The 15865-nt window shown below is 41.0% G+C and carries 17 protein-coding genes; 7 read left to right on the top strand and 10 right to left on the bottom strand.

Translation table 11 applies throughout. From position 1 onward, the window contains the following. Positions 1 to 375 precede the first annotated feature (375 nt). Positions 376 to 912, top strand: a complete 537-nt coding sequence (locus tag QQK05_RS11340) for a gamma carbonic anhydrase family protein (RefSeq protein ID WP_284298653.1) — start codon at positions 376 to 378, stop codon at positions 910 to 912. On the opposite strand, the gene QQK05_RS11345 is transcribed toward QQK05_RS11340, so the two are convergent. The 6 genes from QQK05_RS11345 to QQK05_RS11370 all read right to left on the bottom strand — a co-directional run bounded on the left by QQK05_RS11345 (position 901) and on the right by QQK05_RS11370 (position 6228). Next, positions 901 to 1116 carry a hypothetical protein gene (locus QQK05_RS11345; RefSeq protein WP_284298655.1) on the bottom strand — a complete coding sequence of 72 codons (216 nt, stop codon included), beginning with the start codon at positions 1114 to 1116 and terminating at the stop codon, positions 901 to 903. The two genes, QQK05_RS11340 and QQK05_RS11345, sit on opposite strands and share 12 nt — an antisense overlap. Before the next feature lie 2 nt (positions 1117 to 1118). Continuing rightward, positions 1119 to 1928, bottom strand: a complete 810-nt coding sequence (gene aroE / locus QQK05_RS11350) for a shikimate dehydrogenase (RefSeq protein WP_284298657.1) — start codon at positions 1926 to 1928, stop codon at positions 1119 to 1121. Between the two features lie 133 nt (positions 1929 to 2061). After that, complete coding sequence (locus QQK05_RS11355) at positions 2062 to 2757, bottom strand: OmpW/AlkL family protein (RefSeq protein ID WP_284298659.1); 696 nt, start codon at positions 2755 to 2757, stop codon at positions 2062 to 2064. A 301-nt stretch (positions 2758 to 3058) separates the two neighbouring features. Continuing rightward, on the bottom strand, positions 3059 to 3967 hold the full coding sequence (gene hemF, locus QQK05_RS11360) for an oxygen-dependent coproporphyrinogen oxidase (RefSeq protein WP_284298660.1): 909 nt from the start codon (positions 3965 to 3967) through the stop codon (positions 3059 to 3061). After that, entirely contained in the window at positions 3964 to 4509 is a 546-nt protein-coding gene (locus tag QQK05_RS11365) for a Sua5/YciO/YrdC/YwlC family protein (RefSeq protein WP_284298662.1), read from the bottom strand. The genes hemF and QQK05_RS11365 overlap by 4 nt, the downstream gene beginning before the upstream one ends. A gap of 87 nt (positions 4510 to 4596) precedes the next feature. Further along, positions 4597 to 6228: an acyl-CoA synthetase gene (locus QQK05_RS11370; protein WP_284298664.1), complete on the bottom strand. Its 1632-nt coding sequence runs from the start codon at positions 6226 to 6228 to the stop codon at positions 4597 to 4599. Positions 6229 to 6448: 220 nt separating this feature from the next. Between QQK05_RS11370 and purE the strand changes: the two genes are divergently transcribed. Further along, a complete protein-coding gene (gene purE, locus QQK05_RS11375; protein WP_284298666.1) occupies positions 6449 to 6934 on the top strand; it encodes a 5-(carboxyamino)imidazole ribonucleotide mutase in 486 nt (161 codons plus the stop codon). Between the two features lie 2 nt (positions 6935 to 6936). Continuing rightward, positions 6937 to 8082 (top strand): 5-(carboxyamino)imidazole ribonucleotide synthase, encoded by a 1146-nt coding sequence (locus QQK05_RS11380; protein ID WP_284299178.1) that lies wholly within the window; start codon positions 6937 to 6939, stop codon positions 8080 to 8082. Between the two features lie 72 nt (positions 8083 to 8154). Here the strand turns inward: QQK05_RS11380 and QQK05_RS11385 are convergent, their stop codons facing one another. From QQK05_RS11385 to QQK05_RS11400, 4 genes are all read right to left on the bottom strand, one after another. After that, on the bottom strand, positions 8155 to 8721 hold the full coding sequence (locus QQK05_RS11385; protein ID WP_284298669.1) for a DNA topoisomerase family protein: 567 nt from the start codon (positions 8719 to 8721) through the stop codon (positions 8155 to 8157). 91 nt (positions 8722 to 8812) lie between these two features. Beyond that, on the bottom strand, positions 8813 to 9289 hold the full coding sequence (locus QQK05_RS11390) for a DUF494 family protein (RefSeq protein WP_284298671.1): 477 nt from the start codon (positions 9287 to 9289) through the stop codon (positions 8813 to 8815). A 2-nt stretch (positions 9290 to 9291) separates the two neighbouring features. Further along, positions 9292 to 10401 carry a DNA-processing protein DprA gene (gene dprA, locus QQK05_RS11395; protein ID WP_284298673.1) on the bottom strand — a complete coding sequence of 370 codons (1110 nt, stop codon included), beginning with the start codon at positions 10399 to 10401 and terminating at the stop codon, positions 9292 to 9294. A gap of 38 nt (positions 10402 to 10439) precedes the next feature. Further along, positions 10440 to 11528, bottom strand: coding sequence for a LysM peptidoglycan-binding domain-containing protein (locus QQK05_RS11400; RefSeq protein WP_284298675.1), 1089 nt, complete (start codon positions 11526 to 11528; stop codon positions 10440 to 10442). Positions 11529 to 11633: 105 nt separating this feature from the next. Here QQK05_RS11400 and def point away from each other — a divergent pair, with 105 nt between their 5' ends. Genes def through trkA form a run of 4 tightly spaced genes read left to right on the top strand, consistent with a single transcriptional unit; the run spans position 11634 to position 15827 of the window. Beyond that, positions 11634 to 12149 carry a peptide deformylase gene (gene def / locus QQK05_RS11405; protein WP_284298677.1) on the top strand — a complete coding sequence of 172 codons (516 nt, stop codon included), beginning with the start codon at positions 11634 to 11636 and terminating at the stop codon, positions 12147 to 12149. A gap of 23 nt (positions 12150 to 12172) precedes the next feature. Continuing rightward, entirely contained in the window at positions 12173 to 13150 is a 978-nt protein-coding gene (fmt, locus tag QQK05_RS11410; protein ID WP_284298679.1) for a methionyl-tRNA formyltransferase, read from the top strand. Continuing rightward, positions 13143 to 14426, top strand: coding sequence for a 16S rRNA (cytosine(967)-C(5))-methyltransferase RsmB (gene rsmB, locus QQK05_RS11415; protein ID WP_284298681.1), 1284 nt, complete (start codon positions 13143 to 13145; stop codon positions 14424 to 14426). The genes fmt and rsmB overlap by 8 nt, the downstream gene beginning before the upstream one ends. Positions 14427 to 14450: 24 nt before the next feature. Then, positions 14451 to 15827: a Trk system potassium transporter TrkA gene (trkA, locus tag QQK05_RS11420; protein WP_284298683.1), complete on the top strand. Its 1377-nt coding sequence runs from the start codon at positions 14451 to 14453 to the stop codon at positions 15825 to 15827. Positions 15828 to 15865: the final 38 nt, after the last annotated feature.

Genomic DNA, 15865 nt, shown 5'->3' on the forward strand with positions numbered 1-15865 from the left:
ATGGCCGTTGCCTCGAAGCGAGATGCGCATTCTACGCTTCTCAATTTTGATGTCAACAACTTTTTGAAAAACTTTTTAAATTATTTTTCTACGTTGTTTGACCCGTTTGCTATTCATTTAGACTAACTAAACTTATCAAAACACTTCGTTGGGTTGTCCCGAAGAAGTGGATGCGCATTTTAGGGATTTTTTATCACACGTCAACACTTATTTTTAAATTAATTTTTGTTTGCCTAATTAGTCTACAAAGTGACAAATAAATAAGCGGAATCACTATATTTTGCTGGAAAAACGTCGATTTTTGTTAATTTAAAATCTTTTCGTTTATTTTGCGGTAAGATGTGGCAATACAGGTTCATATTAAAAGAGATGAATATGGAAAATAACATTCGCCCTTTTAAGGGGATATTGCCAACAATAGGTGTAAATACTTATATAGATTCAAGTTCTATTGTTGTAGGTGACATAACTATAGGAAACGATAGCAGTATATGGCCTCTTGTTGCTATGCGTGGTGATGTTAATAAAGTCACCATTGGCCATAGAACGAACGTCCAAGACGGCAGCGTGCTTCATGTTACAAGAAAAAGCGATACTAACCCTGACGGTAATCCACTGATTATTGGTAATGATGTAACCATCGGTCATAAATGTATGCTCCATGGCTGCACATTGGGGAATCGTATTCTAGTTGGAATGGGCGCAATTATTATGGACGGGGCAATTGTTCAGGATGATGTTTTTATTGGAGCAGGAACCTTAGTCCCACCAAACAAAATATTGGAAAGTGGTTTTTTATACGTTGGTAACCCAATGAAGAAAGCTCGCACTTTAAAACCTGAAGAGCAAGCTTTTCTAGCAAAATCTGCGGAAAACTACGTTATTCTAAAAAATGATTATTTAAAGGGTTAATTCAATAGCGCTGAAATCATCTGGCTCGTGATCTTCGAGCCAGTCTTCTACCGCCATCTCAATATCAAACTTTAAACTATCGGTATAATCAGTTTGCTTGGTATATACCGTAATGGTGATTAGTTGCCCCGATGCCAACCCTGTTAACCGCCAGCTATCACCTGTATATGTTAAGTCATCATTAAGAAGTATTGCCTGGTTCATAATTACATCTGCGCTCGTAACGTTGCAACGACTTGATTGACATTAGGCATAACACCACGCCACAAATAGAAACTTTGAGCAGCCTGCCCTACTAACATGCCTAAACCATCTATCAGATTTTCACTACCAGCTTGCTTGGCAAAATTTAAAAATGGGGTTAGTTCCTTGCCGTACGTCATATCGTAGCAGATCACCGAGGTCGTAATAATCGATGCGGGCACCGGTAGCGACTGACCATTTAATCCAGCTGACGTTGCATTGATGACCACATCTACTGACATATCCTCTAATTGGTCAAAGGTAACGACATTAATAATATTATCGGGATATTGGCTAGCAATGTCTTGTGCCCTTTTAAGGGTTCGATTAGCAATAATTAATTGGCTAGGCTGGTGTTCAAGGATTGGCGCAACCACACCTTTTGCTGCACCACCAGCGCCAAGTATTAAAATACGTTTACCCTTTAACGGTACTTGGTTATTAAGTAAATCATTAACTAAGCCAACGCCATCAGTGTTGTCACCTTTAATCTTATCGCCATCAATAATTAAGGTATTAACTGCGCCAGCCTTAGCCGCAAACTCACTTAATTCATCACACAATTCAAATGCTTCTTCTTTAAAAGGCGCAGTAACATTTACCCCTTTAATATTATCGTTTTTGAATTGCATTATTGTTTGATAAAAGTCACCTTGTTCAATCAGGTGCTTATCATAATTGAGCTGCTGTTTTGTTTGCTGAGCAAATAACTGGTGAATTGTCGGTGACTTTGATTGTTTAATCGGGTTTCCAACGACGAAGTATTGATCCATAGGTAATCGAATTTAAAGGACAGGTGGACAAGCTTAATTAATTTACAGGATAAAAAAAAGCAGCAATTATTAAACAAAAAAAAGCAGCAATAAAATTGCTGCTTAAGGGCATCGGAGTTTTTCAATCACTCGATTAAAACTTGTAACCTACTTGAAGTGAGTAAACGATTGGGTCAATGTTCACGTCAACGTAACCATCTGCTGCACCACCTAGTGCTTTAAAGTGAGCTGTTGTATCGATATCGATGTAACGAACAGATGCATTGATTGACCAGTTTTCGTCAAAATAGTAGTCAGCACCAATCTGTGCGCTTAATCCCCAAGAATTTTCTAAATTTAAGTCGCTTAAATTCAATGGTGAGTCAGAGCCTTCCATCGCTGGATTAAAGTCATCTTCAAAGAAAAACGTATAGTTAATGCCAGCACCAACATATGGTTTGAAGTTTGAATTAGTGTCAAAGTAGTATAAAGCACTTAACGTAGGTGGTAAGTGTTTAGTTTCACCAAGGTTTGTTTTTGTGCCATCGCCTAAGTTAACAGTAATATCATGTGAAAAAGGTGTCGCCGCTAACAATTCAACCGCCCAATTTGAATCGATGAAGTAAACTAAGTTCAAGCTGACTTGAGTATCATCTTCTACAGACGCCTTTAAATTGCCTAATCCGATATCAACTGGAGCGCCACCCGCGTAGATTACATGTTCAGCACTGTCTGGTTGTACGTTTACCAAACCACCGCGAACAACAATGTCACCTGCTTGGTAACCGCCAGCAAAAGCTGATACTGATAAAGATGATAAAACTGCAACTGCTAATAAGTTCTTTTTCATAAGAATGATTCCTAACTAAGTAATGGGCGTAGTTTATCGACTTAGGAATCAACAAAACTTGATTTACCTCAAAAAAGAAAATGTAAAAACTTTATCAATGTGTAAACAGTGTTAAAGCATGATCTATATCAAAAAATCCAATTGAACTTTTTATTTGTTAGCTTGCTTGACGCTAACTAGTTGATATATGAATGCAGTTATAGGGTGAGTTGTTTATTCTAAAATCAAAAAAAGGTGCCTCTCATTCACAAGCTGCACCTTTTTCATATTTTAACGTTACAAACTGTTTTCTATTTGTAATCTATTTAAGCCAATCTTGTGGTGTTAAATAATCAAGTAACTTTGCTTCTTCACTACCAGCGTCAGCCTGGTAGTTATACTCCCATCGAGCAAGTGGTGGCATCGACATCAAAATTGACTCAGTTCTACCGCCAGATTGGAGGCCAAATAGTGTTCCCCTGTCGAACACCAAATTAAACTCGACATAACGACCACGACGATAAAGCTGAAATTGACGTTGACGCTCGCCAAATTCAGTATCTTTACGCTTGTTCATAATAGGTACATATGCATCGATATAACCTTCACCAACCGCTTTGATATAGTCAAAACTCTTATCAAATCCCCATTCATTGAGATCATCAAAGAAAAGGCCACCTACTCCACGAGTCTCGTTTCGGTGCTTTAAAAAGAAGTAATCATCACACCACTTTTTATGTTCACTATAAACGTTGTCACCAAATGGAGCGGTTAAATCATGTGCTACCTGGTGCCAGTGTTTTACATCCTCATCAAACGGGTAAAATGGTGTTAAATCAAAGCCGCCACCAAACCACCAAACAGGCTCCTCACCTTCTTTTTCGGCAATAAAGAAACGAACATTTGCGTGAGATGTTGGAATGTATGGGTTTTTAGGGTGAATAACGAGTGAAACACCACAAGCTTGCCATGTTCGGCCTGCCAGCTCAGGGCGATGAGCGGTTGCTGACGGAGGTAACTTATCACCCGACACATAAGAAAAGTTGACGCCACCTTGCTCAATTACCAAACCATTTGTCAGTACGCGCGTGCGCCCACCCCCACCGGCTTCACGTTGCCAGTTATCTTCAACAAACGTTCCTGAGCCATCAGCATGCTCTAGCGCTTGGCATATCTGATCTTGCAATGACTTTAGATAATCAATAACCGAATTAATGTTTACTTGGCTCATGTTCTAAATACTTCTCCTGTTAAACCATCAATAATTTTAGATGGTTGAGTAAAGCCTAAGGTGTCACCTTCAACAATGAAGTCGACAAGTTCACCAAGATTTTGTTTTACGTCTGATGCTGTTCTTGCTGGTTCATGCCCCGTCAAATTAGCACTTGTCGAAACAATAGGGCCATTTACTTCATTGCAAAGCGCTACCACATCCGGTTGGCTTGTTACTCGGACAGCGATTGAAGAAAACTTTCCTGTTAAAAAAGCCGGTACATCTGCTTTTGCAGGAAGCACTTGTGTAATCCCGTCAGGCCAACGAGATAGCACGCTAAAACGCTTGTCTTGTGGTATGAGACTATCATCAACAAATGGTAACAACTGAGAATAATTTGCGGCGAGTAAGATCAACCCTTTTTCTATTGGTCGCTGTTTTATAGACAATAGTTTTTCAACGGCGGCTTGGTTTGTAGGATCACATCCCAAACCAAATACCGCCTCTGTTGGATAGGCGATTATTCCGCCTTCTTGATATGCTTGAACTGCACTTTCCATCGGTTAACTGTTTTATTGAACATTTGAAAAGTGCTAATTATATCCCTTTGGTAGTCTATCTCCAGAAAATTAACAAAATAAGCTGACTTAGCTCGCTTGCGCAGGCATATTTCTTACTTTCTCTCTTAGAATAAACTTTTGCACCTTGCCGGTTGATGTTTTTGGTAGATCCTCAAAAACAATTGTTTTCGGGCATTTGAAATGCGCTAGATGCTGACGACAAAATGCAATGATTTCCTCTGTTGATAGCTGTTCACCAGGTTTTAGTGATACAAACGCGCATGGTGTCTCACCCCAAGTCTCACATGATTTTGCAACAACCGCAGCCTCAAGCACTTTAGGGTGTTGAAATAACACACCTTCGACTTCAACCGAAGAGATGTTTTCACCGCCAGAAATAATAATATCCTTCGAACGATCACGAATTTCAATATAACCGTCAGGGTGCTTTACTGCTAAGTCGCCAGAGTGAAACCAACCATGTTTGAACGCATTCTCTGTCGCCGTAGGGTTCTTCAAATATCCCTTCATTGTTGTGTTGCCGCGAAACATAATTTCACCGATGGTGGTCGCATCACTTGGAACAGGCTTCATCGTTTCAGGATCGAGCACATCTACATGCTCTTGCGTTGGATATTTTACGCCTTGACGTGCTTTTAGTGCAGCTCGCTCATCTTCATCCTTGTTTTCCCACTCAGGTTTCCACTGACTCACCACACACGGACCATAAACTTCAGTTAAACCATAAGACTGCGTTATATCAAAGCCTAGTGACTCCATTCCTTTTATGACAGCCGCAGGGGGGGGCGCGCCTGCAGTCATAGCCTTAATATTTCTAGGAATGTTTAATTTTAATTCTGCTGGAGCATTTAAAATCATGTTTAACACAATGGGTGCTCCACAGAAATGTGTAACTTGATGATCAACAAACGCTTGCACAATAGCTTCAGGCTCAACTTGACGCAAACAAACATGAGTACCGCCGGCAGCTGTAATTGTCCATGGAAAGCACCAGCCATTACAATGAAACATTGGCAACGTCCATAGATAAACTGGGTGCTCACCAAGAGGCCAAATTAACGTATTGCCTACTGCATTTAAATAAGCACCACGATGACTATAAACGACACCTTTCGGGTTACCTGTTGTCCCTGATGTGTAGTTTAATGCCAAGGCTTGCCATTCATCTGTAATGAAATTATCTGTATATTCAGCAGTGCCCTCTTTTAGTAATGCTTCATAAGTTAAGCTACCGATCAAGTCACCATTACCAATATCATCAATATTAATCACTAATGGATTACGGCTTGAAAGCGACAACGCTTTACGCATCACTTCTGAGTAGGCTGTATCAACAAACAACACATCACATTCACCGTGATCTAGAATAAATGCTAATGCTTGGGCATCCAGGCGAGTATTCAACGAATTCAATACCGCGCCGGTAATTGGTACTGCAAAATGAGCTTCGAGAAAAGCAGGAATATTTGCCGCCATGACAGTAACGGTATCACCCACTTGCACGCCTCTAGCAATGAGTGCTGACGCGAGTCGGTTTACATTATGGTAGTACTCTTTATATGTAATCTTTTGCTCACCATGAATAATAGCAATACGGTCTGGAAAAACTTGCGCCGTGCGCTGTAAAAAGTTAACGGGAGAAAGCGGCGTATTATTGGCATAAACCTGATCTAGGCCTTGTTGATAGATATTATTCATCTTATTCACCTTGACTAAAAAATCGACACACTATGATTGTATGTTGAGAATAAGAAATAGATATTGTGCTTTAGTCTAATACCTGGGGTGTTAACGCATTATGTTCAAACCAATGAACTGTTGAAGTTTCGCTCAGCTAGAAACACAGGTATAATAGCCGCCAATTCATTTCTGCCCTCTTGCAGTTTATTTACACAGTTAATAAAAAGGCATTTTTATCATGACAGTTGGTATCATCATGGGGTCTAAGTCGGATTGGCCGACAATGACACACGCAGCACAAATGTTAGATTCACTTGGTGTGAAATATGAAACTAAAGTTGTTTCTGCTCACAGAACACCACATTTGCTTGCTGACTACGCAGAAAACGCAAAAGATCGTGGTATCAAAGTGATTATTGCAGGCGCTGGTGGTGCCGCGCATTTACCTGGTATGGCTGCTGCATTTACCAGCTTACCTGTATTAGGTGTACCTGTTCAGTCTAAAGCGCTTAATGGTCAAGACTCACTTCTCTCTATAGTTCAGATGCCAAAAGGCATCGCAGTGGGCACACTCGCTATTGGTACTGCCGGTGCAGCAAATGCAGGCTTACTTGCCGCACAAATTTTAGCAACTCATGATGAGACTATTATGGCTAATGTCGAAAAGTTCCGTGCAGAGCAAACACAAACCATTTTAGACAACCCTGATCCAACACAACCATAATGATGAAAAAAGTTCTTGTACTTGGTGCCGGCCAACTTGCTCGCATGATGGCGTTAGCAAGTAAGCCTCTTAATATTGAAGTAAGAGCCTACGATGTGGGTTCTGATAAAGTGATAGATCCACTCGTTAATAGCCTCGTTTACGGTGACTTAGAAGATGGTCTCGCATTCGCGGATGTTATTACGGCTGAATTCGAACATATTAGCCATGACGTTTTAGCTATTTGTGAAGCGACTGGAAAATTATTTCCGTCAAGCCAAGCAATCAAAACAGGTGGCGATCGCCGTCTAGAAAAAGCGTTACTGGATGATGCAGGGGTTGCTAACGCACCACACAAAATCATCCATACGAAAGAAGACTTTGATGCCGCACTTGACTCATTGAGCTTACCCCTTATCTTAAAAAGTGCCCTCGCCGGCTATGATGGAAAAGGTCAATGGCGACTCAAAGATAAAGCGGAAAGTGAAGCAATTTGGCTTGATATCCAAGCCTTTTTCGATGGCGCGAAAGGCTCAGAGCAACAGGGTGTAATCGCGGAACAAATGATTCCTTTTGATCGCGAAGTATCACTTGTTGGTGTTCGCAACAAGCATGGCGAAACTTATGCCTACCCGCTAACAGAAAACCATCATTGCAATGGTGTTTTGAGTGTTTCACTAGCCGTTAACGAAAAACAAGAGCTACAAAAACAAGCTGCCGAAGCATTCGATAGCATTGCTAATACATTGGATTATGTTGGTGTACTCGCTATTGAGTTTTTCCAAGTTGGTGACAAATTATTAGTCAATGAAATCGCCCCAAGGGTCCATAATTCAGGCCATTGGACACAGCAAGGCAGTGATACATGTCAATTTGAGAACCATATTCGTGCTGTTGTTGATTTGCCATTAGGCTCAACTCATCTTGTCCGTCCTGCGGCAATGATCAATATTTTGGGTCCAGATCACGTTGATCACCAAGTACTTAATGTGCCATCGGTAGCGATGCATTGGTACGGAAAGTCGAAGCGTCCGGGCCGTAAGATGGGACACATCAATGTTTGTGGTGATACTAAAGCTCAATTAATTGAGCGCTTAAATAAAATCGCAAGCATCTTACCTGAAGATGAATTCCCTGAAGTTGCGCAATATATTGAACAACTAACGTAGATACAACCTAGATGAATAAAGGCCCTGAACGTCATTAACGTTAAGGGCCTTTTTTATATTAGCTAATGCGTATTATTGAAATTTTCCGCACTTTTTATTAGCGCATTGTAGCTTTTCACCACTTGCCATATTTCTTTTCAGTAATAATTCAAAACCACATTCGTTACAACTGCCCTTAACGGGTTGATGGTTTACCGCAAACTTACACTTTGGGTAACAGTCACATGCGTAGAAGGTTTTGCCATACCGGCTTTGTTTTTCATGCAACTGCCCTTTCTTACAGCTTGGGCAAGTGACTAATTCGCTCTCGTCTTCTTCTTCCACTGCATTAGGGTCTTCAATATGATGACAAGCAGGAAAGTTACTACAGCCAATAAACATACCATAGCGGCCTTGCTTGACCGCTAGCTCATGACCACACTCAGGACAGCTCGTCCCTGACAAGATTTTGTCTTCAACTTTTTCATGCTCGACGATAGGACGAGTATATTGACAGGTTGGGTAAGATACACACCCTAAAAACGCACCATTTTTAGAATGCTTGATTGCAAGCTCAGAACCACATTCTGGACACACTTCATACGCCTTTTCTAAGGCATGTTCATGACGCTCAAATAATGAATCATCGTGTTCAGACATAATTAACCAAATCTTGTAAACAGATAACTAGATAAGCTAATTATGTCATAAAACACCCATAAATGAATATGACTTGATGAAGGATTATGCCTTAATGCAATGGTCCGTCAGGTACTTCATCAAAAATCAAATCCTCGAGTTGAGAATATGCCGATTCCTGACCTGGAACATTAAATAGTACCATTAATATCACCCATTTCAGGTCATCTAATGTGAACTCTTTAGTGTCAAGCTCCATCACGCGGTCTATCACCAACTCACGTGTTGTAAAATCAAGGACATTGACTTGCTCTAGGAATAATAAGAAACCACGACATTGAGTATCTAACAACTGCATTTCTTCAGTTGTGTATATCCTCACAGAATGGTTATTGATTTTAGTTAAGCATGGGAATGCTTCAGCATCTTGCAAGGCAGCAAGTTGTTCAAGCCACTTTAACGCTTTATAGATTTCATCTTGGTGAAAACCAGCACCCTTAAGCTCATCCGTTAATGTGTCGTTATCAACCATAACTTCTGCTTCTGAGTGAATATAGTTTTCAAAAAGGTACATAAGAATGTCAAACATCACTACCCCCTAGTTAACTTCAAGTAGCCTCCTGGTACAGCTGCTACCAGACCTCTAAGCTCAAGAACTGTTAGTCGACTTAACACTTCCTCTATGGGAAGTTGCGTTCGAGAAACAACCACATCAATTGGTGTTATTTCATCTCCCACACTAGCTAACAATGAGTCTTTTAACAAGCCTTGATCGTTGGTTTTTTCACATTCATTTTTACCAGCTTGATTTTCCAACAATAGCGGTGCTGAAAAATCGATAGCCAACTCATAAAGTATATCGGCCACCTCAGTAACAAGTTTAGCACCTTGTTTAATTAACGCATGACAGCCTGATGACATTTCATTATGAATACTTCCTGGCACAGCAAATACATCCCTATTCTGCTCTAACGCCATTCTTGCCGTAATCAATGAACCGCTTTTCACCTTAGCCTCAATGACAAGGACACCAAGTGACAAGCCACTAATAATACGATTTCGTTTAGGGAAATGGCCTTGTTTTGCCACAGTTTTTGGTAAAAACTCACTAACAATTAGACCGTCGTTAGCCAATATTTTGTTCATTAATATTCCATGACGACGTGGATAAACGATATCAATTCCTGTCGCAATCACAGCAATCGTACTACTGGTGATATCAAGAGTTCCTTGGTGGGCAGCAGCATCGATACCTAGCGCCAACCCACTGGTGACGACAAGACCTTGGCTTGCAACATCTTTTGCAAAAGAAAAAGCCGTCTCCCTGCCAGTAACAGTGCAGCTTCTGCTTCCTACTATCGCGATCTGTTTGCGTAGCAACAATTGTCTGTTGCCTTTTACAAACAAAATAAATGGCGGATCAAAAATCTCCTTGAGCTGGAGAGGATAATCAGGGTCGTCAAATGCCACGATAGTGGCGCCTGCCTTCTCTGTGTCCTGGACTATATTGTTGATTCGCTGCCAGTCAGGCTGAAGGATACTCGAACGTTGAGCTTCGGTAAGCTTTAAGCTCGAAAGATCAGGGGGGTTACTAAATAATCTCGATATACCAAAAAGCTCAACAAGTTGAAGCTTTTTGGTATGGCTAAGTCTAGGTACTAATTTAAGCGCTAGCCAAAATTCAATATTTGTTCTAGCCATCTCTCCTCCTTAAGAGATAGCCTTTAGTACAGCTTAATCTAAGGGGCTGTCACCATATCTTTTAATCGAACAGGTTTGGTGGAATTTAAAATTAATGCCATCGCTGTTTTATCATAAGTTTTAAAAATCATCATCTTACCAACATTCTCCATCGGCATTTGGTAATCAGACTTCGATCGATTTGCCATGCGATGCCATCGAGATGCATCTTTGGTATATATCGGTCCCTGCTTTGTTTCAACGACGTCAGGGCTTACACGACCAATACTAAACACATCTCCGGCCTTAACACCTTGGCTTTCACCAAGGTTTATCATCACGACTTCTAGTTTCCCGAACTCTCGTCCACCAGATGCCGAGTAGATAATAGATCCCGCTAAGCCATCATTTGCACCTTGCATTGTATAATATGCAGGTAATTGTTGACCTTCGTTTACAGGCAATACAACATCGCCAGACCTTACTTCTCTTTTAACACCGTCCAAATACAAGGTTGCCGGAATATTGTTATCAATATCGCCTTCACGTAACGTTTTACCTGTACCAACTAGCACGGAGTGATAGCCCAATACTTCTTGAGATTCAGGATCAACTATTTCATCACCTTTTTGGTAAATCGCATACGCTTGGCCGAGTGTTAAGTTTCCTTTGACGTATAAATAAAAACCGTCAACGCTCGACTTATACCCTTCATCACTACCTAATATATACGGCATGTTATCTAAGCTAGCTTTGTCAAACACGCTAGCGTACTGAATATAAGGCTCAATAATGTTAAGTGGTAATGTCTCAACCGGATTTAGGTCTTTTAACTGGGTACGTACCTTTGGTGACCATTTTAGCTCAGGTTTACCTTTGACGAGCATTGGCTGACCTTGTGCATCAAAAACAAGGCGCAATTCATCACCAGGGTAGATTAAATGAGGATTATTTATTTCAGGATTTAGTCGCCAAAGTTTAGGCCACAACCAAGGTTTATTCAGAAATAAGCCTGAAATATCCCAAAGCGTATCTCCTTTTTTAACGACATATGTTTTTGGTGCATTCTCTTTTAAAGTGAGCTCATCTGCCAATGCGAGCATCGGTAAAAGGAAGCTAATTGTTGTTAATATTATTTTTTTTAACATGCTACCCTGCCTGTTATTCAATAACCACTATGATTAATTGCATTTAATGGCTAAAATTGAAACATAACATTCTATCTTGAATATCGCTAATTATTTTGAACAATTATGGCTATTTTAAACGTACTTAGATTCCCTGACGAAAGATTAAGAACTAAAGCAGAAGAAGTTGCTGAGGTTAACGACGAAATTATAAAGATCGTCGACGACATGCTTGAAACCATGTACGACGAAAAAGGTGTTGGCTTAGCGGCTACCCAAGTTAACATTCACAAACGCATTGTTGTTATGGATGTTTCTGATGAAGGCGATGAACCGATCGTTTTAATCAATCCTGAAATTATCGCGAAAAGTGACGAAACATTTATTAATGAAGAAGGCTGTTTATCGGTTCCTGGCTGTTACGCTAAAGTAACGCGCCACGAGCAAATAACAGTAAAGGCACTCGATCGTGAAGGTAACGAATTTACATTAGACGGCAACGAGTTAATGAGTATCTGTATTCAACACGAGTTGGACCATCTTGCCGGTGTGTTATTTGTAGATTACTTATCTCCATTAAAGCGAAAACGCATCCAAACAAAACTTGAAAAAGAAGCTCGCCTTGCGAAAGCGCAAGCGTAACTGAGTGATAGTAGGAATTTCTTTTGTCTAAACCGTTAAATATTATTTTTGCAGGTACTCCTGACTTCGCGGCTCAGCACCTGCAAGCACTCATCGATTCTCACCACAACGTAGTTGCCGTTTATTGTCCACCTGATAAACCGTCAGGGAGAGGAAAAAAGCTCACACCCTGCGCAACTAAACAACTTGCACTAGATAACAATTTAGTTGTTGAACAACCAGTAAACTTTAAAGAAGAAGTTGATCAGCAACAATTAGCAAGTTATCAAGCGGACGTCATGGTGGTCGTTGCGTATGGTTTGCTATTACCAGAAGTTATTTTGAATACACCTCGCTTGGGATGTATTAATGTTCATGGCTCGATACTACCCAAATGGCGTGGCGCGGCACCTATCCAGCGTTCATTAGAAGCCGGGGATGCGCAAACTGGCGTCACAATAATGCAAATGGATAAAGGGTTAGATACTGGTGACATGATTCTTAAAGCGTTTTGTGACATTACCGCTGAAGATACCAGTGCATCACTCTATGAAAAGCTTGCTGAACTTGGACCAAAAGCATTAATTGATACGCTAAGTTTAATGGCAGATGAACAACATAAAGCAGAAAAGCAAGATGATAGTCTAGCCAATTACGCTGCAAAGTTAGATAAAGCAGAAGCTGAGCTTGATTGGACGATGGACGCAAACACGCTCGATCGTAAAGTTAGAGCTTACATTCCTTGGCCTGTTGCTCAGTTCACCTTCACTGATGAAAAAGAACAACCACAACGCATTCGTATTTGGAAGGCTTCACCCAAAGTGATCGAGCATAATAAAACACCTGGAACAATATTGTCCGCCGACAAACAAGGCATTCTGGTTGCGACAGGCAATGGTGCCCTATCGCTCGAGTCGTTACAAATACCGGGTAAAAAACCGCTTGCTGTTCGTGATATTTTAAATGCGCGTGGACACTGGTTTGCTGAAGGTACACCAATTACAGGTTTAATTAATGAGTAAAAATGTTCGCGCACTCGCGGCAAAGTGCATTTTTAACGTTGTGGATAAAGGTAGAAGTTTGTCTGAAGAGTTGCCCGCTGCGCAAGCACTAGCGGCTGAGAAAGACTCTGCTCTACTTCAAGAAATTTGCTACGGTGTTATTCGCTACTTACCAGAGCTTGAATTTGATGTTCGCCACTTGGTTGACAAACCATTAAAAGGTAAACAAAGGGTCGCTCATTTTCTCTTACTTGTTGGTATTTATCAGTTGAAATACATGCGTATTCCTGATCATGCTGCACTTAATGAAACCGTTTCAGCAGCAAAACCGCTAAAGCAATTTCATTTGAAAGGCATGATCAATGGTGTATTACGTAACTTTTTAAGGCAAAGTGAACCTAGCCAGACTGAATTACCAGAGCCTATACAATATAACCACCCAGGCTGGTTTATTAACAAAATCAAAGCAGCGTATCCTGAAAAGTGGCAGTCAATTCTATCCGCCAATCAGGAAAAACCTCCTATGTGGTTGCGAGTAAATACACAACATCATAGTGTAGAGAACTATAGTAAATTACTATCAGATGCAGGCATTGATCACAGTATCAAACAAATGCTTTCATCAACGATTTTATTATCTAGCCCAGTCGACGTGAGTAAACTCCCGGGATTTGAACAAGGGCATGTATCTGTTCAAGACGGTGCTGCCCAGCAAGCTGGATGGTTACTCGAAAGCCAGGCCAACGATAAAGTGCTTGACTGTTGTGCGGCGCCTGGAGGCAAAACCTGTCATGTGCTTGAGTTAGCACCAAGCGTCGAAATGACAGCAATAGATATCGAAGATAAACGACTTGCGCGAGTTCAAGAAAATTTAACTCGTCTAGGTTTAGACGCCACCTTAATTAGTGCTGATGCAACAACTAATTCATGGTGGGATGGTGAGTTGTTTGACCGGATTTTACTTGACGCTCCTTGTTCAGCAACCGGTGTAATCAGACGACATCCCGATATCAAATGGTTAAGAAAATCGGACGATATCGATTCGCTAGCTAAAATTCAACAAGAAATATTGCAAAATATTTGGCAGATGCTAAAACCAGGTGGTACTTTGCTGTATGCTACCTGTAGCGTGTTACCTGATGAAAACAAAGCACAAATAGAAACGTTTTTAGCAAACACGCCAGAAGCTAAGCTTGTTCCTATAACGGATAACAGCAATGATATCGGTTGGCAGATACTGCCAGATGAAGAAGGTATGGATGGCTTTTATTACGCCAAACTAATAAAGAATAACTAACTCGGTGCAGTAGCGGAACACTGAATGAAAATAATAATTATAGGTGCAGGACAAGTTGGCGGTACACTAGCTGAGAAGCTGGTTGGTGAGCAAAATGACATTACGCTTATCGATATTGACCAAGACAAGCTGCGTGAGCTTCAAGATAAACTCGATTTACAAGTTATTGCTGGCGCAGGTAGCCATCCGGAAGTTTTGAAACAAGCCGGCGCTGAAGACGCTGATATGCTTATTGCAGTAACCAGTGACGATGCAACTAATATGATTGCCTGCCAAATTAGTTATTCGCTATTTGGTACAACGAAAAAAATCGCACGTATCCGGTCAGAGCAAATCCTCAAATACCGTGAAGACTTGTTTCATAACCAACATATTCCAATTGATCACATCATTGCGCCAGAGCAATTGGTTACTCGAGATATAGCTCGTCTAATAGATTATCCTGGCGCTTTACAGGTTCTAGAGTTTGCGGGCGGAAAAGTCAGTTTAGTAGCCGTTAAGGCATACTATGGCGGCTTACTTGTTGGTCATGCCCTTTCAACCCTGAGAGAGCACATTCCAAATGTGGATACCCGTGTTGCAGCAATCTACCGTCGAGGTAAACCTATTCGTCCACTTGGCACTACCGTGATTGAAGCTGATGATGAGGTATTCTTTATTGCTGCGACAAAACACATCCGTGCCGTTATGAATGAGCTTCAAAAGCTGGAACCTGCTTATAAACGCATTATGATTGCAGGCGGCGGTAACATTGGCGCAGGACTCGCCAGCATTCTTGAAAAAAATCATCAAGTTAAGCTAATTGAACGCAACGTTGAACGCGCAGATCAACTTGCACAGGAGCTCAAGAACACCGTTGTCTTCTCAGGCGACTCGTCTGATCAAGAATTGCTGGTTGAAGAGCACATTGATCAATTCGATGTCTTTATCGCCGTGACTAATGACGATGAAGCCAACATTATGTCGTCTCTCTTAGCTAAGCATTTAGGCGTAAGAAAAACCATGGTGCTCATTCAACGAGATGCTTACGTTGATCTAGTTCACGGTAGTAATATCGATATCGCCATATCACCTCAACATGCGACGATTTCCGCTTTATTAACACGTATCCGTAAAGGCTCGATTGATAATGTTTACTCGCTACGTGGTGGTGCGGCTGAAGCAATCGAAATTGTAGCGAAAGGCGATGAGAGCGCATCAAAAGTTGTTGGCAGAACAATCAAATCATTGAAACTTCCACCAGGTGCTTCTATTGGTGCAATCGTTCGTGGTGACGAAGTACTTATTGCACATTCTAATACGGTTATTCAAGAGGAAGATCATGTCATCATCTTCTTAGTGAATAAAAAGTACATCACTGAAGTTGAAAAGTTATTCCAAGTCGGTGCGATATACTTCTAACTGTTCACATAAAAAAGCCCAGCAATATGCTGGGCTTT

The organism is Thalassotalea loyana, assembly GCF_030161435.1.
Taxonomy (GTDB): domain Bacteria; phylum Pseudomonadota; class Gammaproteobacteria; order Enterobacterales; family Alteromonadaceae; genus Thalassotalea_G; species Thalassotalea_G loyana.